General features: G+C 52.6%; 15 protein-coding genes, 4 tRNA genes and 5 pseudogenes. 10 read left to right on the top strand and 14 right to left on the bottom strand.

The genetic code is table 11. The features are described 5' to 3' along the window. From BGK49_RS05810 to BGK49_RS05800, 3 genes and pseudogenes are all read left to right on the top strand, one after another. Positions 1-233: pseudogene (locus BGK49_RS05810) on the top strand (IS4 family transposase); the annotation flags it as partial. A 13-nt stretch (positions 234-246) separates the two neighbouring features. Then, positions 247-687 (top strand): annotated as a pseudogene (locus tag BGK49_RS05805) (phosphodiester glycosidase family protein); the annotation flags it as partial. Between the two features lie 82 nt (positions 688-769). Beyond that, positions 770-1,672: an SAM hydrolase/SAM-dependent halogenase family protein gene (locus BGK49_RS05800; protein WP_000751624.1), complete on the top strand. Its 903-nt coding sequence runs from the start codon at positions 770-772 to the stop codon at positions 1,670-1,672. A 44-nt stretch (positions 1,673-1,716) separates the two neighbouring features. On the opposite strand, the gene uvrD is transcribed toward BGK49_RS05800, so the two are convergent. From uvrD to lptM, 6 genes are all read right to left on the bottom strand, one after another. After that, positions 1,717-3,879 carry a DNA helicase II gene (gene uvrD / locus BGK49_RS05795; RefSeq protein ID WP_000383386.1) on the bottom strand — a complete coding sequence of 721 codons (2,163 nt, stop codon included), beginning with the start codon at positions 3,877-3,879 and terminating at the stop codon, positions 1,717-1,719. Positions 3,880-3,962: 83 nt separating this feature from the next. Continuing rightward, the gene (gene yigB / locus BGK49_RS05790; RefSeq protein ID WP_001213587.1) at positions 3,963-4,679 is read right to left on the bottom strand and encodes a 5-amino-6-(5-phospho-D-ribitylamino)uracil phosphatase YigB; all 717 of its coding nucleotides are present in this window, start codon (positions 4,677-4,679) and stop codon (positions 3,963-3,965) included. Further along, positions 4,679-5,575 (bottom strand): tyrosine recombinase XerC, encoded by an 897-nt coding sequence (gene xerC / locus BGK49_RS05785; RefSeq protein WP_000130700.1) that lies wholly within the window; start codon positions 5,573-5,575, stop codon positions 4,679-4,681. Before xerC ends, yigB begins: the two co-directional genes overlap by 1 nt. Beyond that, on the bottom strand, positions 5,572-6,279 hold the full coding sequence (locus BGK49_RS05780) for a DUF484 domain-containing protein (protein WP_000812796.1): 708 nt from the start codon (positions 6,277-6,279) through the stop codon (positions 5,572-5,574). Before BGK49_RS05780 ends, xerC begins: the two co-directional genes overlap by 4 nt. Further along, positions 6,276-7,100: a diaminopimelate epimerase gene (dapF, locus tag BGK49_RS05775; protein WP_001160654.1), complete on the bottom strand. Its 825-nt coding sequence runs from the start codon at positions 7,098-7,100 to the stop codon at positions 6,276-6,278. The genes BGK49_RS05780 and dapF overlap by 4 nt, the downstream gene beginning before the upstream one ends. A 36-nt stretch (positions 7,101-7,136) precedes the next feature. Then, a complete protein-coding gene (gene lptM, locus BGK49_RS05770) occupies positions 7,137-7,340 on the bottom strand; it encodes an LPS translocon maturation chaperone LptM (protein ID WP_000799905.1) in 204 nt (67 codons plus the stop codon). Between the two features lie 158 nt (positions 7,341-7,498). Here lptM and BGK49_RS31500 point away from each other — a divergent pair. Further along, a pseudogene (locus tag BGK49_RS31500) lies at positions 7,499-7,674 on the top strand (DKNYY family protein); the annotation flags it as partial. 128 nt (positions 7,675-7,802) lie between these two features. After that, complete coding sequence (gene cyaY / locus BGK49_RS05765; RefSeq protein WP_000999936.1) at positions 7,803-8,123, top strand: iron donor protein CyaY; 321 nt, start codon at positions 7,803-7,805, stop codon at positions 8,121-8,123. Between the two features lie 39 nt (positions 8,124-8,162). On the opposite strand, the pseudogene cyaA reads toward cyaY, so the two are convergent. Continuing rightward, a pseudogene (gene cyaA, locus BGK49_RS05760) lies at positions 8,163-10,651 on the bottom strand (class I adenylate cyclase). 443 nt (positions 10,652-11,094) lie between these two features. Here cyaA and hemC point away from each other — a divergent pair. From hemC to BGK49_RS30330, 5 genes and pseudogenes are all read left to right on the top strand, one after another. After that, positions 11,095-12,036, top strand: coding sequence for a hydroxymethylbilane synthase (gene hemC, locus BGK49_RS05755; RefSeq protein WP_032335851.1), 942 nt, complete (start codon positions 11,095-11,097; stop codon positions 12,034-12,036). After that, positions 12,033-12,773, top strand: coding sequence for a uroporphyrinogen-III synthase (gene hemD / locus BGK49_RS05750; protein WP_000026068.1), 741 nt, complete (start codon positions 12,033-12,035; stop codon positions 12,771-12,773). Before hemC ends, hemD begins: the two co-directional genes overlap by 4 nt. 21 nt (positions 12,774-12,794) lie before the next feature. Next, complete coding sequence (gene hemX / locus BGK49_RS05745; RefSeq protein WP_069375703.1) at positions 12,795-14,000, top strand: uroporphyrinogen-III C-methyltransferase; 1,206 nt, start codon at positions 12,795-12,797, stop codon at positions 13,998-14,000. 2 nt (positions 14,001-14,002) lie between these two features. Then, positions 14,003-15,199, top strand: coding sequence for a protoheme IX biogenesis protein HemY (gene hemY / locus BGK49_RS05740; RefSeq protein WP_000921791.1), 1,197 nt, complete (start codon positions 14,003-14,005; stop codon positions 15,197-15,199). A 678-nt stretch (positions 15,200-15,877) separates the two neighbouring features. Further along, positions 15,878-16,015: pseudogene (locus BGK49_RS30330) on the top strand (arylsulfatase); the annotation flags it as partial. A gap of 106 nt (positions 16,016-16,121) precedes the next feature. Here the strand turns inward: BGK49_RS30330 and BGK49_RS05730 are convergent. From BGK49_RS05730 to wecG, 7 genes are all read right to left on the bottom strand, one after another. Further along, positions 16,122-17,357 (bottom strand): anaerobic sulfatase maturase, encoded by a 1,236-nt coding sequence (locus BGK49_RS05730; protein ID WP_000941507.1) that lies wholly within the window; start codon positions 17,355-17,357, stop codon positions 16,122-16,124. A gap of 146 nt (positions 17,358-17,503) precedes the next feature. Then, positions 17,504-17,580 (bottom strand) — tRNA-Pro (locus BGK49_RS05725). 42 nt (positions 17,581-17,622) lie between these two features. Next, positions 17,623-17,709: transfer RNA gene (locus tag BGK49_RS05720), tRNA-Leu, on the bottom strand. Positions 17,710-17,729: 20 nt separating this feature from the next. Further along, a tRNA-His gene (locus BGK49_RS05715) sits at positions 17,730-17,805 on the bottom strand. Between the two features lie 58 nt (positions 17,806-17,863). After that, positions 17,864-17,940, bottom strand: a tRNA-Arg gene (locus BGK49_RS05710). A 102-nt stretch (positions 17,941-18,042) separates the two neighbouring features. Continuing rightward, positions 18,043-19,428, bottom strand: coding sequence for a bifunctional threonine/serine APC transporter ThrP (gene thrP, locus BGK49_RS05705; RefSeq protein WP_000774742.1), 1,386 nt, complete (start codon positions 19,426-19,428; stop codon positions 18,043-18,045). A gap of 190 nt (positions 19,429-19,618) precedes the next feature. Continuing rightward, positions 19,619-20,359: a lipopolysaccharide N-acetylmannosaminouronosyltransferase gene (wecG, locus tag BGK49_RS05700; protein WP_001064038.1), complete on the bottom strand. Its 741-nt coding sequence runs from the start codon at positions 20,357-20,359 to the stop codon at positions 19,619-19,621. Positions 20,360-20,361 lie beyond the last annotated feature (2 nt).

Below are 20,361 nucleotides of genomic sequence, written 5' to 3'. Positions count from 1 at the left end.
GTTACTGGCCGAATCAACTGAGTTTCTCAGAATCATGCGGAATGGTGATGAGAATGCTGATGACATTGCAGGGCGCTTCACCGGGACGTATACCGGAGCTGATGCGCGATCTTGCAAGTATGGGACAACTTGTGAAATTACCGACGAGAAGGGGAAGGGCCTTCCCGAGAGTGGTAAAGGAGAGGCCCTGGAAATACCCCACAGCCCCGAAAAAGAGCCAGTCAGTTGCTTAACTGACTGGCATTACAGCAGAAGGTGGCGTTAAATCTCGCTTCAGGTGAAGGGTATTTCTTTATCCGTCCTGGCGGCGTGTTTTATGTCGCGGGAGATAAAGTCGGCATCATTCGTCTGGATGCCTTTAAAACCAGTAAAGAGATTCAGTTTTCGGTGCAGTCAGGGCCAATGTTATTAGAAAACGGCGTAATTAATCCACGCATTCACCCGAATGTTGCCTCGCGTAAAATTCGTAACGGTGTAGGGATTAATAAACAAGGGAACGCCGTGTTTTTGTTGAGCCAGCAGGCGACAAATTTTTATGATTTTGCCTGTTATGCCAAAGCGAAACTGAACGTTGAGCAGTTGCTTTATCTTGATGGCACAATTTCACATATGTATATGAAAGGCGGGGCAATCCCGTGGCAACGCTATCCTTTTGTCACCATGATTTCCGTCGAGCGGAAAGGTTAAGCATTGTACACTCGAGGAGGCCAGACAAACTGGGACTGGCTACACAGCTGGAAAATCATCAGATAAATGAAGGGAAACAAAAATGAAAAAAACGCTCGCAACGTTATTTTTATTAACGTGTCTGGGATCATCATCCGCCTATGCGGATAACGCTTTGATTTTACAAACTGATTTTAGCCTGAAAGATGGTGCCGTCTCGGCGATGAAAGGGGTCGCATTCGGCGTTGACCATAATCTTAAAATCTTTGATTTAACACACGAAATTCCACCGTATAACATCTGGGAAGGCGCTTATCGCCTGTATCAGACTGCCAGTTACTGGCCGCAAGGTTCGGTGTTTGTTAGCGTGGTCGATCCGGGCGTAGGCACTGACCGTAAATCGGTAGTGCTGAAAACCAAAAACGGTCAATACTTCGTTTCACCAGATAACGGTACGCTCACTTTGGTGGCACAAACTCTGGGTATTGATAGCGTCCGGGAAATCGACGAAAAAGCTAACCGCCTGAAAGGTTCTGAAAAGTCATATACCTTCCACGGTCGTGACGTGTATGCCTACACCGGTGCACGTCTGGCTTCCGGGGCGATTACGTTCGAACAGGTGGGGCCAGAGCTTCCAGCAAAAGTTGTCGAACTTTCTTATCAGAAAGCAAAAGCAACAAAAGGTGAAGTGAAGGGCAATATCCCGATTCTCGATATTCAGTACGGCAACGTCTGGAGCAATATCAGCGACGAGTTGCTGAATCAGGCAGAAATCAAACTCAACGACACGTTGTGTGTGACCATTTCCGAAGGTTCCCAGCAAAAATACGCAGGGAAAATGCCGTATGTCGCAAGCTTCGGCGATGTGCCGGAAGGCCAGCCGATGGTGTATCTGAACAGCTTATTGAATGTTTCCGTGGCGCTGAATATGGATAATTTCGCGCAGAAACATCAGGTTGCGTCTGGTGCTGACTGGAATATTGATGTGAAGAAGTGCGCTAAGTAAGGTGCTGATGCGGAATGCGGTGTGGCGCACCGCATCCCGCAACGTCACACCGTCTCCAACCGGGCATAAGCCGCCACCAGCCATTTAATACCCTGGCCCTGGAATGCCACCTGCAAACGGCTATGTTCACCGCTGCCTTCCATATTGACGATGGTGCCTTCACCAAACTTAGCGTGGCGTACACGCTGGCCGAGCTTGTAGCCGCTGTCGTTCTCGACCATCGGCGTACCCATCCGCTGATGGCTGACCGGGCGGCTTACCGTGGCGCGCAGGCGCACCTCTTCCACACACTCTTCCGGCAGCTCGCCAATAAAGCGCGACGGGCGATGGTAAACCTCTTTGCCATACAGACGGCGAGTTTCCGCGTAGGTCAGCGTCAGTTTCTGCATCGCGCGGGTTACGCCAACGTAGGCCAGACGGCGTTCTTCTTCCAGACGCCCGCCTTCATCCAGCGACATCTGGCTTGGGAACATGCCCTCTTCCATACCGACGATAAACACCTGCGGGAACTCCAGACCTTTCGCCGAGTGCATGGTCATCAGTTGTACCGCATCCTGCCAGGTATCCGCCTGCCCTTCGCCTGCTTCCAGCGCCGCATGGGATAGGAACGCCTGCAGCGGCATTAAATCTTCGTCTTCTTCGTTGTAGCTGAACTGGCGCGTTGCCGTCACCAGTTCCTCTAAGTTTTCGATACGCGTCTGACCTTTTTCGCCCTTCTCCTGCTCGTACATGGTACGCAGGCCGGAGTCTTTAATTACCCGGTCAGTCTGTACATGCAGCGGCATATCGGCAGTTTCCTGCGCTAAGGCGTCGATCAGTTCCATAAACCGCTGTAAGGCGCTGGCAGCACGTCCGGCGAGGGCTTTTTCCTGCAACAGTTCACGACATGCCTGCCAGAGTGTTAACTGGCGATCGCGCGATGTCTGACGTACCACGTCCAGCGTCCGGTCACCAATACCCCGCGTTGGCGTATTCACCACACGCTCAAAGGCCGCGTCGTCGTTACGGTTGGCAATCAGGCGCAGATACGAGAGCGCATCTTTGATTTCCTGGCGTTCGAAGAAGCGCATCCCGCCGTAAATACGGTACGGCATACTCGCCTGCAACAGTGCTTCTTCCAGCACACGCGACTGGGCGTTACTGCGGTAGAGAATGGCGCACTCGGCAAGCGCCCCTCCGTTGTCCTGCCAGGTTTTGATGCGGTTAACCACAAAACGCGCTTCATCGAGTTCGTTAAAAGCGCAATAGAGGGAAATAGGCTCACCGTCCGCGCCATCGGTCCACAGTTTTTTACCCAGACGCCCGTTATTGTTTTCAATCAGGGCGTTAGCGGCGCTCAGAATATTGCTGGTAGAGCGGTAGTTTTGCTCCAGACGAATAGTTTCGGCACCGGGGAAATCATTAAGGAAACGCTGAATATTCTCCACCTGCGCCCCGCGCCAGCCGTAGATTGACTGGTCGTCATCACCGACGATCATCACTTTGCCGGTGTCGCCCGCCAGCAGGCGGATCCACGCGTACTGAATGTTGTTGGTATCCTGGAATTCGTCCACCAGGATATTGGTAAAACGTTCGCGGTAGTGTTGCAGGATATGCGGCTTGTTAAGCCACAACTCGTGAGCGCGCAGCAGCAGCTCGGCGAAGTCCACCAGGCCCGCGCGGTCACACGCTTCCTGATACGCCTGATACACCTTCTGCCAGGTCTGCTCCACCGGATTACCGTAGCTTTGAATATGATGTGGACGCAGGCCTTCATCTTTCTGGCTGTTGATGTACCACATTGCCTGGCGCGGCGGCCACTGCTTCTCGTCGAGGTTCATCGCCTTGATTAGGCGTTTGAGCAGGCGTAGCTGGTCCTCGCTGTCGAGGATCTGAAAATCCTGCGGCAGATTGGCGTCCATATGGTGCGCACGCAGCAGACGGTGCGCCAGCCCGTGGAAGGTGTCGACCCACATGCCGCCCTGGCTAGTGCCCATTAGCTGCCCGATACGATGACGCATCTCCGCCGCCGCTTTGTTGGTAAACGTCACCGCCATAATCGAGTATGGCGAGCAGTTTTCCACGCTCATCAGCCAGGCGATACGATGCACCAGTACGCGCGTCTTACCACTGCCCGCGCCCGCCAGCACCAGAAGGTTGCTGCGTGGCGCGGCCACCGCTTCGCGCTGTTTGTCATTAAGGCTGTCGAGCAGGTAAGAAACGTCCATTGGCACCGCCGCGTAAAAATAGGTTGGGCGGAGAAGCGCAACGCCCTCCGCCAAAAAGCTGGGTATATATACAGATTTGCTGATTATATCAGCGAGGTCAGAGATGCCAACCGGGAAATTTCCAGATGCGGCAGTAAACGGCTGTCCCAGGTTTGCATCAGATCGCCATTTTCCGGTCTGATCCAACAGGCCTGCATTCCGCTGCGAATTGCCCCACCCACGTCAGTGGTGAGATCGTCCCCAACATGTAAGATCTCGCCGATCGGCACGTTGAGTTTTTCCGCAGCCAGAAAGTACATATCGCTGAACGGTTTTGAGCGCCCGTGCGGGCCAGCGCGCAGCACAAACTCAAAATAATCCCCCAAACCAAACAGTTCCGGCTGGGCGTTACCGTTGGTGATCGCCACCAGCGGCCATTTCTTCGACAGCTGTTTTAAGGTGTCGTGAGTTTGCTGCGGGACGTCGATTCGGCTGCGCCATTTGGCAAAGTTGATCATTGCTGCGTGTGCGCCTGCACTGGCTTCTTCGGCACTCAGCCCGGCGTCGAGCATCGCTTGTTCAATCGAACGAAAACGCCAGCGCGTCACGTCGTGATAAATCTCGGGTTCCGCTTCCCGTACCGCCTGGCGCAGGCGTTGCAGATCTTCATTCTGGAAGCTGCGCAGCGCCGGATGATAATTTTGCACAAAGGTAAGCGCCTCTCGCTCGGTGCGCAAAATCACCGGACGGTTATCGTAAAGGGTATCATCCAGGTCAAAGGTGAGCGCCGAGATGCGCCCCAAAGGCCGGTAAAAACGCATTATTTCCCCCGTTTGGCGCGTGGATGCGCCGCATCGTACACCGAGGCAAGGTGTTGAAAATCAAGATGAGTATAGATTTGCGTGGTGGAGAGGTTGGCATGACCCAGTAGCTCCTGCACACCACGAAGATCGCCGCTCGACTCCAGCATATGCGTAGCGAACGAGTGACGTAATTTATGTGGGTGAACGTGATTATTCAGCCCTTGTTTTATGCCCCATTCGGCAAAGCGTTTCTGCACATTACGCGCGGAGATACGCTTGCCCAGTTTCGACAGAAAAAGCGCGTCGTCTTCGCTACCAAACAGGTCGCGCAAATCAAGCCAGTGCTCAATCCACGCCACAGCGTTGCGACCAATCGGCAGGCGGCGCTCTTTGCTGCCTTTCCCCATTACCCACACTTCACCAGACTCCAGGTCGAGGTGTTTGATATCCAGCCCCACCAGCTCGGAAAGACGCAGACCAGCGCCGTACATCACTTCCAGCATTGCACGGTCGCGTACAGCGAGGGGATCGTTGATATCAATATCCAGCAGCCGATTCATATCGTCGACGTCGATATTTTTCGGCAGATGACGCGGCGCTTTCGGTGCCGAAACACCTTTCGCCGGGTTAGCTTTGAGTTCGTTCTGGCTGACCAGCCAGTCAAAAAAGCTACGTAGCGCAGAAAGCCGTAACGCCAGACTTGCTGCTCCCAGCCCTTTACGGCGACTGCGTACAGCAAAACTGCGCACCATCGTCACATCACATTGCTGCCAGCTTTGCAGGCCGTTTTCGCTGGCAAAATTGATGATCGCCTCAAGCTGACGCTGGTAGTTAAGCAGGGTTATCGGGCTAAGCTGGCGCTCCACGCTCAGATAACGTAGGTAGCGTTCTACATCGGTGTGTAAATCGGTCATACGCGTTCAATCCAACGCTCCAGAAGCTCCGGCAACATCAGCGCAATTTCATGAAGTAACTGCGTTCCTTGCCCTTGTTGATAGTGACTGGCATCGCGACTGGTAAACAGCACGACACCCAAATCAGCATCGCTTCCCAGCATCGACATCGCCACCGATCCCACCGCTTTCGCTTCCGGTAGCACCACCAGCAGCTCTGGTCCGTTAAGCGGCCCAAGATAGTGCTGTTCCTGCCCCAAACGCTGAATACGCAGCGGTTCGAAAGACTGACGGCTTAATGCCAGATGAGTGTGGTTCGACGGCGCACCTAAGCGCCAGCGATCCGGAAACAGGCGCAGACTCGCACCTGCCAGGCCGAGATCGCGCGCCCAGCGGTGAAAGCGCATCAGCATATCGTCGAGACTGCTGGCGGCGGTGAGACTGCGCTGCAGGTAGAGTAGGCGATAAAACAGGCCTTCGTTGGCGATAGCCTGTTCCATCAACAGCGCCATGTTCTCTTCCAGAACATGAATATGATTACGTGCGCGGGCCATGTGCCACTCGACCAACGAAACGGTGCCGCGTACCGGATGCGGCACACGTATCGCTTCTACTGCGCGCGCATTACGGATAAAAAACTCAGGATTTTTAATCAGATAATCGACAACCGCCCGGTCATCAAGCTCCGTGAGTGTTTCCTGCAGTTCTTCCCCTGGTTGCTTCATAGATGAATAAATCCGTCGTAGACATGTACCGCCGGGCCAGTCATATATAACGGGTGACCCGGACCTTTCCAGGCGATATCAAGACGACCGCCGGGGAGTTCCACGCGTACTTCTTCGGCCAGCAAACCTTGCTGAATCCCTACTGCAACCGCCGCACACGCGCCGCTGCCGCAGGCCTGGGTTTCTCCTGCCCCACGCTCATAAACGCGTAAACGAATATGCTCGCGCTTAACCACTTGCATAAAACCGATATTGGCGCGCTCCGGAAAACGCTCGTGGCTTTCCAGAACAGGACCAAGCGTTTCTACCGCCGCGGTATCGACATCATCGACCTGAATCACGCAATGCGGATTTCCCATCGACACCACGCCGCATAAGATTGTCTGCTCGGCGGCGCGCATAATATAGGTCTTTTCCGCTTTGTTAGCGCGAAACGGCACAGCGGAAGGTTCGAAGTTGGGTTCGCCCATATTTACGCGGACCAGATCATCATCGGTGACGGTCAGAACCATCCGCCCGTTGGCGGTGCTGACGCGGATATCGCGCTTATTGGTCAGCCCTTTCAGGCGCACAAAACGGGCAAAGCAGCGCGCACCGTTGCCGCACTGCGCCACTTCACTGCCATCAGCATTGAAAATGCGATAGTGAAAATCCAGTTCAGGATCATACGGCGGCTCAACCACCAGCAGCTGGTCAAACCCTACCCCCAGGTGCCGATCCGCCAGCCGACGAATCAGCTCCGGTGAAAAAAAGACATTCTGCGTTACCGCGTCGACGACCATAAAATCGTTGCCAAGGCCATGCATTTTCGAGAACTGCATCATTTACTCCAATCACGCGGGTACAGAAACTGACTTTTAGTAATTCACCTGGGATGGACCATCGCCAGTGGCGCGATCGTTTTTATCCGGCACCGTGGATTGCGTTTGCGTCTCTACCGGTTTGGTCGGCGGCGGTGCATTTTTATCTGCAGGCGGGAAATAGAGCGGACCTTTCAGACCGCAGCCCGTCAGGCTGAAGAGAGTAAGTAATACAGTGAGTACCTTAAACACGTTTTTCATTATGGATTGCCTGTAAAGTTCATCGCTTTCTGCTTTCTATCATCGCAGGAGAAGGCGTAAAAGCAAGCGTTTAGCGACTCTTTATGAAGTCTGAAAAGTGAGGAAATGCTGCGAGTATAACGCTTACTCGTGAGGATTTATGTTCTGCTGGCAGTTTCGTGATCGGCACCTCGCGCCAGGATGGCTTTATGCACTATCGCAATGTGGTTTGTTTGTTGGCTTTTTTAGTTCCGTCAGCGTGAGGATGCTCGCTCGGTAAACCTGATCATAATGTTTACCAGAAACAGGGAAAGGCGTGGTGTAACTGCGCCCTAATGAAGAGACAAATCTTTCGCCACACAGAGACATCATTATTCCGGTGACGGATGAATCATGCCGGAACGCAGCAGCAGAGGTGCAAACTTTGAAGCCCTGACCCCATGCCGCTATACTGCCGCCATCACTTAAAAACAGGATACAACAATGAACGACAGTGAATTTCATCGCCTGGCTGATCAACTGTGGCTGACCATTGAAGAGCATCTGGACGACTGGGATGGCGACAGCGATATCGACTGCGAAATCAACGGCGGCGTGCTGACCATTACCTTTGAAAACGGCAGCAAAATCATTATCAACCGCCAGGAACCGCTGCACCAGGTATGGCTGGCAACCAAACAAGGCGGCTACCATTTTGATCTGAAAGGCGATGAGTGGATTTGCGATCGCAGCGGCGAAACCTTCTGGGATTTGCTGGAACAGGCGGCGACGCAGCAGGCGGGTGAAACAGTCAGTTTCCGCTAAGATTGCATGCCGGATAAGCCTCGCTTTCCGGCACGTTCATCACGAAAAATATTGCTGTAATAGCGGCGTATCGTGATCCTGATTGGCAGGCGGCATGTTACCGATAGATTTTGTGCGGAACGGAATCACCTGTTCACGACCATCAACCTTCACAATCTGATAGAACTGCGGCAGGTTGAAGTTGATGAAGCTTGAGCCGTAGGTGAAGCGGTCGTGCGATGACGAGTAGAAGCGACTGACGTCACGCACCAGTTCCTCTTTGCTGCCTTCGCAGTGGTGATACACCTCAACCCGGTTGCTTTCGTCAAGAATGTAGATATTAAAGCCATTCTCGTCTTGCGTTTCTTCGAAGAAGAACTGGATGATCCCTTCACTAGCAAAGCCGTCCACCACCGCCGGTAATTTGACGTGATTGGTTTCAACCTGCACTGACAGGCCGTGCAGTTTGTTATGCGAAATAGCGCCATAAAACTCGATGGCGTTCTCCAGCTTCTGTACCGATACATTCAGGCGTTCGAAGAACAAGCCCCAGGTTTGACCAGAAACGCGCAGCGCCTTGAAACGCCCGGTTTCCTGGCGGGTGCTGGAAAGGCGCAGTTCAATACACTCAGAAACCAGTTGCTGCACGCGAGTACGGATTAACCCGCGCAGATGCTGGCTATAACAGAAGACTTCCACGCTATCTGGCGGTGCGGCGTCCTGATGCATTTTGCCGAGAATAGTTTTCAGGGCTTCGATCATCGATTGCTCGCCGTTGAAGTGCAGCGTACGCACTTCGTTCCACGAGTTGCGGTACAGCAGGTCAACGCTACCTACCAGCAATTTTGATTCTCGCCAAAGCTGAAGACATCCAGCTTACGGAAATCAAAATGCACCACCTGATTGCGGAACGCCGCTGTCGGGTCATATTCCAGGTTAACGATAATCGCCATATGGCGGATCTCACACGGGCTGTAGAGCGCCTTCGGTGTCGGTGCAGGTAAGCGCAGCGGGAAATGGTGCGACACGTCGGCGACCATCTCCTGCAACTTAGGCAAATCGACAATGCCGTTACCTTTAATATACAAACGGGTGCGCGAGGTCAGCAGGCCGTTAAACCATGCCCACGCCACCAGTTTGTTCAGGTAACGGTTATATTCCAGCGGCTGATGGCTGATGATCGACTCAATATTTGGCGCGCGGTTATACAGATACCAACCTGAACGGTTAGCACGGCCCGGCGGCACATAAATAAAGGTCAGATTCGGTTCCGAGAGATCGGGTGAAATCTGCGGGTTTACCAGCGTCACTTTACCTGGTAATGCTTCAAACGCGGCATACAGCTTACGCGTCAGCACGCCGATATCCTGCGGACTGGCGGAGACGCTAAGGTTATTGCGACGCGCAAAGCGGATCAGATTACGGTAGCTCTGCATCATCGCGTCGAGCAACTCGTTGTGCGCCTCACGCACCTGATCAATCTTCCAGTTAGCGCGGTTATCGAGCATTGCCAGACGAGCTTCGTCCCAACCCCACTCGCTCACTAACTGGCTCAACACTGCGCGACGCCAGCCTACGCAGGCGCGTTCACGGCTGAGCTTTTCGCACACTTTTAAATAGAAGCAGCGACGTACTAAATCCAGACGGGTAAAATCTTCAATCGCCGTCAGGTATTCAGTAACACGCTCCAGCATCATGCAGTATGGATCGAGACCAAACGATACAATCTCACCGTCGTGCAAACGCTGTTTGATATCTTTCGCCAGCAGACGTGGGTTCGGGTATTCCCAGGAATAGGCTTCCAGCAGCAGTGTTTTCAGTACCGCTTTGTATGGGGAATCGATACTCTTGTAGAGCTGCCAAAGGCTGGCACCAAAGTACTCTTCAGCAGAAAGCGAGCTTAAGCCACCGAGATCCAGCCATTCATTTGGCGTCAGCACGCCCTGCGCGTAAAGCGTCATCACATAGTCGTCGTAATGCTCTTCTTCGTCGCACGGCACCATATTCCACAGAATACGCTTACCGGCGAGACGCACGGCGGTACGATAAAATTCGTCAAGCAGCAGTATATGCTGGGTGGAGCCACAATCTTCGCCCCCCAGGCTGCCGCTTTCATTATGACGGAAGCGGTTTTCATCAATCAGGAAGAAGCTGACTTCCACACCCAGCGAGGCGGCCCAGCTTTCCAGCAGACTACATTTACGTTGTAGTAACTGGCGCTCTTCGCTATCGAGCCAGGATTGATGACAGACCCAGATATCCAGGTCAGAGGAACAACTTTGCCCTACGGACGAGGTGCTGCCCATGGTGTATACACCAGTAATTGGAAGCTCACCTTTCGGTGGATCCTGTACTGACATTCCACGATACAGTTCAAGCTCGTTCAGGTAGTGGCGTTGAGTTTCATCAGGCGTGTAAAGGCAAATGCCTTTGGGAACGTTACCATCAAGGTAACCCGGCATTAGCGGATGGTGATAGTGCAACAATGTCGGCAGTAGACTGTAGACCTGTTGGAATGCAGGCCCCATAGCAGCAAGCGCGCGATCCACACGCAATTGATTTATGGCATCCAGTCTCTGTTTCAGAGTCTCAATATAGAGGTACAAGACGTATCGCCTGATTTGCTACCCGTCATGACTGTGATTCCGCCAACATCAACGGTAACACGCGGCATTCGGGATATTTCGTATGTCAAAGGTAACCGTTACCACTTTTCGCGCCTGGTTTTTTTAGTTTCACGACGAAAAAATGGTCTAAAACGTGATCAATTTAACACCTTGCTGATTGACCGTAAAGAAAGATGCGCTACATACAAGTGTAGCACCGTTTATTCTCTGTAAATTCCTTATTACGACGGCGTGAAACGCCTGTCAGGATCCACTGCCAGACCTCATTTTACGGTTTGCGCAGGCGTCTACGTTTCACCACAACACTGACATCACTCTGGCAAGGATGTTAGGATGGACCACGGATGATAATGACGGTAACAAGCATGTTAGACAATGTTTTAAGAATTGCCACACGCCAAAGCCCACTTGCACTCTGGCAGGCACACTATGTCAAAGACAAGTTGATGGCGAGCCATCCGGGCCTGGTCGTTGAACTGGTACCGATGGTGACGCGCGGCGATGTGATTCTTGATACGCCGCTGGCGAAAGTAGGCGGAAAAGGCTTATTTGTAAAAGAGCTGGAAGTCGCGCTCCTCGAAAATCGCGCCGATATCGCCGTACATTCAATGAAAGATGTGCCGGTTGAATTCCCGCAAGGTCTGGGACTGGTCACTATTTGTGAGCGTGAAGATCCTCGCGATGCCTTTGTGTCCAATAACTATGACAGTCTGGATGCGTTACCAGCAGGCAGTATCGTCGGGACGTCCAGTTTACGTCGCCAGTGTCAACTGGCTGAACGCCGCCCGGATCTGATTATCCGCTCCCTGCGCGGCAACGTCGGCACTCGCCTGAGCAAACTAGATAACGGCGAATACGATGCCATCATTCTTGCCGTAGCCGGACTAAAACGTTTAGGTCTGGAGTCCCGCATTCGCGCCGCGTTACCACCCGAGATTTCTCTTCCAGCGGTAGGACAAGGTGCGGTCGGTATTGAATGCCGCCTTGGTGATGCACGCACTCGCGAGCTGCTTGCCGCGCTGAATCACCACGAAACTGCACTGCGCGTTACCGCAGAACGCGCCATGAATACCCGTCTCGAAGGCGGATGTCAGGTGCCAATTGGTAGCTACGCCGAGCTTATTGATGGTGAAATCTGGCTGCGCGCGCTGGTCGGCGCGCCGGACGGTTCGCAGATTATTCGCGGTGAACGCCGCGGTGCGCCGCAAGATGCCGAACAAATGGGGATTTCGCTGGCAGAAGAGCTACTGAATAACGGCGCGCGCGAGATCCTCGCTGAAGTCTATAACGGAGACGCCCCGGCATGAGTATCCTGGTCACCCGCCCGTCTCCCGCTGGAGAAGAGTTAGTGAGCCGTCTGCGCACACTGGGGCAGGTGGCCTGGCATTTTCCGCTGATTGAGTTTTCTCCGGGTCGACAATTACCGCAACTTGCTGATCAACTGGCGGCGCTGGGGGAGAGCGATCTGTTGTTTGCCCTCTCGCAACACGCGGTTGCTTTTGCCCAATCACAGCTGCATCAGCAAGATCGTAAATGGCCCCGACTACCTGATTATTTCGCCATTGGACGCACCACCGCACTGGCGCTACATACCGTAAGCGGACAGAAGATTCTCTACCCACAGGATCGGGAAATCAGCGAAGTCTTGCTACAATTACCTGAATTACAAAATATTGCGGGCAAACGTACGCTGATATTACGTGGCAATGGCGGTCGTGAGCTAATTGGGGATACCCTGACAGCGCGCGGTGCTGAGGTCACTTTTTGTGAATGTTATCAACGATGCGCAATCCATTACGATGGTGCAGAAGAAGCGATGCGCTGGCAATCCCGCGAGGTGACGATGGTCGTTGTTACCAGCGGTGAAATGTTGCAGCAACTCTGGTCGCTGATCCCACAATGGTATCGTGAGCACTGGTTACTACGCTGTCGACTATTGGTCGTCAGTGAGCGTTTGGCGAAACTCGCCCGGGAACTGGGCTGGCAAGACATTAAGGTCGCCGATAACGCTGACAACGATGCGCTTTTACGGGCATTACAATAACTCTCATAACAGGAAGCCATAATGACGGAACAAGAAAAAACCTCCGCCGTGGTTGAAGAGACCAGGGAGGCCGTGGACACCACGTCACAACCTGTCGCAACAGAAAAAAAGAGTAAGAACAATACCGCATTGATTCTCAGCGCGGTGGCTATCGCTATTGCTCTGGCGGCGGGCGTCGGTTTGTATGGCTGGGGTAAACAACAGGCCGTCAATCAGACCGCCACCAGCGATGCCCTGGCTAACCAACTGACGGCATTGCAAAAAGCCCAGGAGAGCCAAAAAGCCGAGCTGGAAGGCATTATTAAGCAACAAGCTGCACAGCTTAAGCAGGCGAATCGTCAGCAAGAAACGCTGGCAAAACAGTTGGATGAAGTCCAACAAAAGGTCGCCACCATTTCCGGCAGCGATGCTAAAACCTGGCTGCTGGCTCAGGCCGATTTTCTGGTGAAACTCGCCGGACGGAAGCTGTGGAGCGATCAGGACGTCACGACCGCTGCAGCGTTGCTGAAAAGTGCAGATGCCAGCCTGGCGGATATGAATGACCCGAGTCTGATTACCGTTCGTCGGGCAATTACCGATGATATCGCCAGCCTTTCTGCAGTTTCGCAGGTGGATTATGACGGCATCATCCTTAAGCTTAATCAGCTTTCAAATCAGGTAGATAACCTGCGTCTGGCCGATAATGACAGCGATGGTTCGCCGATGGATTCCGACGGTGAAGAGCTTTCCAGTTCCATCAGCGAATGGCGTATCAATCTGCAAAAAAGCTGGCAGAACTTTATGGACAACTTCATTACGATTCGCCGTCGTGATGACACCGCCGTACCGCTGTTAGCGCCAAATCAGGATATCTATCTGCGCGAAAATATTCGCTCTCGCCTGCTGGTCGCAGCACAAGCTGTACCGCGTCACCAGGAAGAGACTTATCGCCAGGCGCTGGAGAACGTCTCCACCTGGGTACGTGCTTACTACGATACTGATGATGCCACCACCAAAGCGTTCCTCGACGAGGTGGACCAGTTAAGCCAGCAAAATATCTCGATGGATCTTCCGAAAACCCTGCAAAGCCAGGCGATGCTGGAAAAACTGATGCAGACTCGCGTGCGTAACCTGCTGGCACAACCGGCAGCAGGGACAACGGAAGCTAAACCTGCACCTGCACCTGCACCTGCACCTGCACCTGCACCGCAAGGTGATACTCCGGCAGCCGCGCCGCAAGGAGAATAACCATGCTAAAAGTGTTATTACTCTTTGTTTTGCTGATTGCGGGGATAGTGGTTGGCCCGATGATTGCCGGTCATCAGGGTTATGTGCTGATCCAGACCGACAACTACAATATCGAAACCAGCGTCACGGGCCTGGCGATCATATTGATTCTGGCGATGGTAGTGCTGTTTGCCATTGAGTGGCTACTGCGGCGGATCTTCCGCACTGGCGCGCACACCCGTGGGTGGTTTGTCGGGCGTAAGCGTCGCCGTGCACGTAAGCAGACCGAACAGGCGCTGCTGAAACTGGCGGAAGGCGATTATCAGCAAGTTGAAAAGCTGATGGCGAAAAATGCCGATCACGCTGAACAACCGGTGGTGAACTATCTACTGGCTGCCGAAGCCGCGCAACAACGTGGTGATGAAGCGCGCGCCAACCAACATCTGGAACGCGCAGCGGAGCTGGCCGGCAATGACACCATTCCGGTAGAAATCACCCGTGTACGTCTGCAACTGGCCCGTAATGAAAACCATGCTGCACGCCACGGCGTGGATAAGCTGCTGGAAGTTACGCCACGCCATCCGGAAGTATTACGTCTGGCGGAACAGGCGTATATCCGCACAGGTGCATGGAGTTCTCTGCTGGATATCATCCCATCAATGGCGAAAGCCCATGTTGGTGATGAAGAACATCGTGCAATGCTGGAACAACAGGCATGGATTGGCCTGATGGATCAGGCGCGTGCCGATAACGGTAGTGAAGGTTTGCGTAACTGGTGGAAAAACCAAAGCCGGAAAACGCGTCATCAAGTAGCGTTGCAGGTGGCAATGGCGGAACATCTTATTGAATGTGACGATCATGATACTGCCCAGCAAATTATCATCGATGGCCTGAAACGCCAGTACGACGATCGCCTACTGCTGCCGATTCCTCGACTGAAAACCAACAATCCGGAACAGCTGGAAAAAGTGCTGCGCCAGCAGATCAAAAACGTCGGCGATCGCCCGCTGTTGTGGAGCACACTGGGCCAGTCACTGATGAAGCACGGAGAATGGCAGGAAGCATCGCTCGCCTTCCGCGCAGCGCTGAAACAACGTCCGGACGCCTACGATTACGCATGGCTTGCCGACGCGCTGGACAGACTGCACAAGCCGGAAGAAGCTGCAGCGATGCGTCGCGACGGTTTGATGTTAACGTTGCAGAACAACCCACCACAGTAGTTCCTTCTCACCCGGAGGCAAGCACCTCCGGGACCTTTCTGATGCATAAAAAAACGCTGCTCTTATTACGGAGCAGGCGTTAAAACAGGTCTGTATGACAACAAGTGGGTGCTTCACTCAACGTTGTGTCCATGGTGTCTGATGAGGCATAAGCGACATCTGTCAGTGGACGATAAGCACCGTAAACGGCTCTGCGTCATTCCGGAGTTTATGAGGCACTAAGGCGAACATAAGAGATGGAATGAGCATCTACTCGTTTATTATGCCACAGAGAATCGGGAAATAACATCCCTTAACACTTGTTATGAGATAATTCTGTAATCCTCTTTGCTTCCTGAGTAATAACTTCCTGAGTGAATATTTAACCTGAGCTTGATCCTACACATACTTATTATGAATGATAAAATTCATTCAATTAATAACACATATATTAATTGCCGTTAAAACTAAAAAAAAGCATCAATAATCAACGCGATATAATAAACCTGCCTTACATATCAACTGCGCCAGAGGTAGGATTGAAAACGCTCTCCTGATTTTCCAATTCATTTTCTGGATAAATAAATAATTTATTTTTGTCACTATTATTTATGTAATCATCCTGTCAGGGAGAGGGATCTCAATTATCAATGCTTAATTACGTCATCATTTTGATGACATGAAACCGGAGCATTTTGCATGGAATTTTCGTTTTCACCCAAACTTCTTGTTGTTGCTGTCGCCGCCGCTCTTCCTCTCATGGCCAGCGCAGCAGATACCCCGTCAACTGCCACCGCACGCAAAGGCTTTGCCGGATACGATCACCCAAACCAGTATCCACAGAACGCTGCAATTTATTGAATTTGCACGATCATGTAGGCCGGATAAGGCGTTTACGCCGCATCCGGCAATCAACCGCAGGCGCCACAAAATGGCCGCTATTTTACTTATTCACCACCAGCAAATGTGCCTGCATAATGTCACTGGCCGGGCGACCGTGCGCCAGCAAATCAGCCATTGCTTTAAGATATGGCGGTAGATGGCGGAAATAACGCTGATACCCGGCACACAAATAATTCAGCCCCGGTTTGCCGCTGGCATCGAGCATGAAGCGGTGTTTCGGGCAGCCTCCCCAGCACGCTTTTAACACGTTACAACTGCGACACTGCGCCGGTAATTGCTTAAATTTATCTTCACCAAACACCTGCTGTTGCGGGGAATCGATCATTTCTGCAATTGTTTGCTGATGCATATTCCCCAGCCGATATTGCGGATAAACATAGTGATCGCAGGCGTAAACGTCGCCGTTGTGCTCAACAATCACCGAGCGCCCACAGGTTGGCTGATGATGGCAAACCGCACCCGGCGCACCGACAAAATTGGCAAACGCCCATTCGATATTCATCACGAAAATCTTGCCGACGTCGCGTTTGATCCAGTGGTCAAAAATCGCCACCAGAAATTCACCAAATTCATCGGGGCGCACAGACCATTCCGTCAGTTCCCCCTGAATATCACCAGGCGCATGTAGTTTCAGTCCATCGCTGGCAGCTGTTTCATCAGCCAGGCGCTCGACCACCGGAATAAACTGGATGAATTCGACTCCCGCATCGCACAAAAAATCATAAACCTGCAACGGTTGCTGCGCGCTGGTGCGGTTGACGCAGACCAGCACGTTATAGTCGACATGATGTTTTTGCAGCAGCGTCAGGGCACGCATCACCAGCTTATGCGTTGGTCTGCCACCTTTGGTCACGCGATATTGATTGTGGATCTCAGCCGGACCGTCCAGCGATAACCCAACAAGAAAATGATTTTCTGCCAGAAATGCACACCATTTATCATCGAGCAGCACGCCGTTAGTCTGGAAGCTGTTACTTATCTTCCTGCCAGCACCGTATTTCGCCTGTAACTTTACGGCACGGCGGTAAAAATCCAGCCCGAGTAACGTTGGTTCGCCGCCCTGCCAGGTAAAAGCCACTTCGTTTTGCGGTTCGCTGGCAGCGATATAGTGACGGACATACGCTTCCAGCATGTCATCGTCCATATGCGTGACTGGCTTTTCGCGGTAAAGGGATTGTTTTTCGAGATAAAAACAGTAGTCACAGTTCAGATTACAATCGGAACCACTCGGTTTCGCCATCACATGAAAAGCACGCGTTGGAACCTGTTGCAGCATGGTCACTCCTTGCCTGAAGTCATCCTTCAATACGTTAAGGGCGAAATCATACCGTGGGGCAATGAGTTATTACGGGCGTTTATTGCGAAGGGAGGGTGACGAAATGCACAGAAAACAAAAAACCCCGCCGAAGCGGGGTTCAAGATTGGTCGGCGAGAGAGGATTCGAACCTCCGACCCACTGGTCCCAAACCAGTTGCGCTACCAAGCTGCGCTACTCGCCGAAATACTGCTTTTTAAATTTTTAGTTCAATTCTTTAACGTCGTGGTGCGAGGGGGGGGACTTGAACCCCCACGTCCGTAAGGACACTAACACCTGAAGCTAGCGCGTCTACCAATTCCGCCACCTTCGCATTGTCACAACTTCTAATAATGGGGTGGCTAATGGGATTCGAACCCACGACAACTGGAATCACAATCCAGGGCTCTACCAACTGAGCTATAGCCACCACTACAAATCTTGTTACGCGGTATTACTACCACCGCAGCTCAAGCGCCGGGACTAAATGGCGCGCCCGACAGGATTCGAACCTGAGACCTCTGCCTCCGGAGGGCAGCGCTCTATCCAGCTGAGCTACGGGCGCTTAGCGCCGTTGCGGGGGTGGATAATACGGACTTCCCACCCCTCTGTCTAGTCCCTTTTTAAATAAATTGCGCGTTTGGTTACGGTTTGTGCGTTTTGCTGCTTATTCCTCCAGTTTATGCGCTTTCCCGTGGCGATTAAGGCCAAAAACTTTATAAATCGCCGTCACCGCCAGCATAAAGATGATGCCAACAAACAGCGACATACGCGTATCTTCATTAAAGTACATGCCGATCAAAACGCAAATCAGGAATGCCATTGTTACGTAGTTGGCCCACGGGAACAGGATTGAGCGGAACGGATGGCTGGCAATCGCCGCTTTATGTGCACGCCGAAAACGCAGCTGGCTTATCAATATCACAAACCATGGCACCATCCCCGGAAGCACGCTGGCACTGTAGACGTAGACAAACACACGCTGCGGATTGGGAATGATGTAGTTCAGGCATGAGCCAATTAGCAGAATAGCAATAGATACTGCCACACCCGCAACTGGTACGCCGTGACGGGAAACTTTCGCCATCGCCGCCGGTAACTGACGGTTTTTCGCCAGTGCGTAGAGCATACGTCCGCAACTGTACATGCCGCTGTTACAGCCAGAGAGCGCAGCCGTCAGCACCACAAAGTTGATAATGCCCGCCGCTGCGGTAATACCGATTTTGGCAAAAGTCAGTACGAACGGGCTGCCGTTGCTGCCACTTTCATTCCACGGGAAGATGGTGACGATAACGAAAATCGCGCCTACGTAGAAAATCAGGATCCGCCACAGCACTTTGCCTACGGCACTGCGCAACGTCACCTGCGGATTCTTCGCTTCACCGGCAGTAATGCCAATCAGCTCCACGCCCTGGTAGGACGCCACCACAATACACAGCGCGGTCAGGAACCCTTTCCAGCCACCCGCAAAGAAACCGCCATGCTCTGTGAGATTGCTAAAACCAATCGACTGCCCGCCATTGCCAAAGCCAAAGAAAATCACGCCCAGGCCAATGACAATCATCACGATAATCGTGGTGACTTTGATCATCGCGAACCAGAACTCGATTTCGCCGTACAACCGCACCGCCGCCAGATTCGCCAACGCCACCAGCGCCACTGCGATCAATGCGGGTATCCACTGCGCCATCTCCGGGAACCAGAACTGGACATAAACGCCAATGGCGGTGATTTCTGAGATCCCCACCGCCATCCACATAAACCAATAAGACCAGGCGGTGAGATAACCAAAGAACGGGCTCATATAACGATGCGCATAAACGGCGAACGAACCGGTAACCGGTTCGAGGAACAACATTTCGCCCATTGAACGCATGATGAAAAAGACGAATAGCCCGGCGATGATATAGGCCAACAATACGGATGGCCCGGCCCATTTCAAGGTACTGGCGGCCCCCATAAACAGGCCGACGCCAATGGTGCCCCCCAGGGCGATGAGTTCGATATGTCGAGCTTCCAGCCCACGCTGTAGCTCTGGTTTGTTATCTGCCATAAATCCTCGTGTTGTGTTTGCATGCTTTCCGGTGTTACCGGTTATCGTTATGGGTACATCGAGTGTTGCGAATGTTTTCGTAATTCAGGAGAAATGGCAAATAAAGCATTAAAAATTTGAATGCTTTGTGTAATAAAAAAGCAGACAGGCGACGGAGTGACCACTCCGTCGCTTTACAAAGAGAGGAAAATCAGAGGTTGCCGGTGTAGTGCCAGCGTAAATAACGCAGCAAACGAAGCTGACGCTTAATGCGGCTCGGCTGCGAAAGCAGGCGGTAGAGCCACTCCAGTCCCAGCGTTTGCCAGATTTTCGGTGCGCGTTTTACGTGACCGGTGAAAACATCGTAAGTCCCGCCAACGCCCATATACAGCGCATCTGGATGCACCAGACGGCAGTCGCGCATGAAGATCTCCTGCTTTGGCGATCCCATCGCAACGGTGACGATTTGCGCTCCGCTGGCATGAATGCGTTCAAACAGCGCCTGACGCTGCTCGGGTTTAAAATAACCATCCTGACTGCCAACGATATTCACATTCCACTGGTTGCGCAGTTTAGCTTCAGTTTGCGCCAGCACTTCAGGTTTACCGCCCACAAGAAATACCGGCGTCCCTTCTTTGCCTGCGCGCGCCATCAGCTCTTCCCAGAGATCGGCACCGGCAACGCGGGAAACCTGCGCCTGCGGGTACTTTTTACGTACTGAACGTACAACGCTGATGCCATCCGCATATTTAAATTCGGCAGCGTTAATTAACTCCCTGACCTCGGCGTTATCTTCAATGGTCAGCATTTTTTCAGCATTAATGGCAACCAGCGTTCCCTGCTTAAGCTGCCCGTCAGCAAACAGATAATCGAGGGCGTGCTGCATATCACGCCAACCAATCAACTGTAAGCCACGCAGCGTATAGGTCGGTGCCGTGGTGTTGTTATTCATTG

Source organism: Shigella sp. FC1544 (assembly GCF_001722145.1).
Classification (GTDB): Bacteria; Pseudomonadota; Gammaproteobacteria; order Enterobacterales; family Enterobacteriaceae; genus Escherichia; species Escherichia coli.
This window is presented reverse-complemented; position numbering and strand designations above follow the sequence as displayed.

What these genes read in the sequence shown, in the direction of transcription:
- uvrD (WP_000383386.1), bottom strand. Translation starts at nt 3,879, where the DNA reads ATGGACGTTTCTTACCTGCTCGACAGCCTTAATGACAAACAGCGCGAA.
- thrP (WP_000774742.1), bottom strand. Translation starts at nt 19,428, where the DNA reads ATGGCAGATAACAAACCAGAGCTACAGCGTGGGCTGGAAGCTCGACAT.
- hemD (WP_000026068.1), top strand. Translation starts at nt 12,033, where the DNA reads ATGAGTATCCTGGTCACCCGCCCGTCTCCCGCTGGAGAAGAGTTAGTG.
- cyaY (WP_000999936.1), top strand. Translation starts at nt 7,803, where the DNA reads ATGAACGACAGTGAATTTCATCGCCTGGCTGATCAACTGTGGCTGACC.
- hemC (WP_032335851.1), top strand. Translation starts at nt 11,095, where the DNA reads ATGTTAGACAATGTTTTAAGAATTGCCACACGCCAAAGCCCACTTGCA.
- xerC (WP_000130700.1), bottom strand. Translation starts at nt 5,575, where the DNA reads ATGACCGATTTACACACCGATGTAGAACGCTACCTACGTTATCTGAGC.
- lptM (WP_000799905.1), bottom strand. Translation starts at nt 7,340, where the DNA reads ATGAAAAACGTGTTTAAGGTACTCACTGTATTACTTACTCTCTTCAGC.
- yigB (WP_001213587.1), bottom strand. Translation starts at nt 4,679, where the DNA reads ATGCGTTTTTACCGGCCTTTGGGGCGCATCTCGGCGCTCACCTTTGAC.
- wecG (WP_001064038.1), bottom strand. Translation starts at nt 20,359, where the DNA reads ATGAATAACAACACCACGGCACCGACCTATACGCTGCGTGGCTTACAG.
- dapF (WP_001160654.1), bottom strand. Translation starts at nt 7,100, where the DNA reads ATGCAGTTCTCGAAAATGCATGGCCTTGGCAACGATTTTATGGTCGTC.
- BGK49_RS05730 (WP_000941507.1), bottom strand. Translation starts at nt 17,357, where the DNA reads ATGCTGCAACAGGTTCCAACGCGTGCTTTTCATGTGATGGCGAAACCG.
- hemX (WP_069375703.1), top strand. Translation starts at nt 12,795, where the DNA reads ATGACGGAACAAGAAAAAACCTCCGCCGTGGTTGAAGAGACCAGGGAG.
- hemY (WP_000921791.1), top strand. Translation starts at nt 14,003, where the DNA reads ATGCTAAAAGTGTTATTACTCTTTGTTTTGCTGATTGCGGGGATAGTG.
- BGK49_RS05780 (WP_000812796.1), bottom strand. Translation starts at nt 6,279, where the DNA reads ATGAAGCAACCAGGGGAAGAACTGCAGGAAACACTCACGGAGCTTGAT.
- BGK49_RS05800 (WP_000751624.1), top strand. Translation starts at nt 770, where the DNA reads ATGAAAAAAACGCTCGCAACGTTATTTTTATTAACGTGTCTGGGATCA.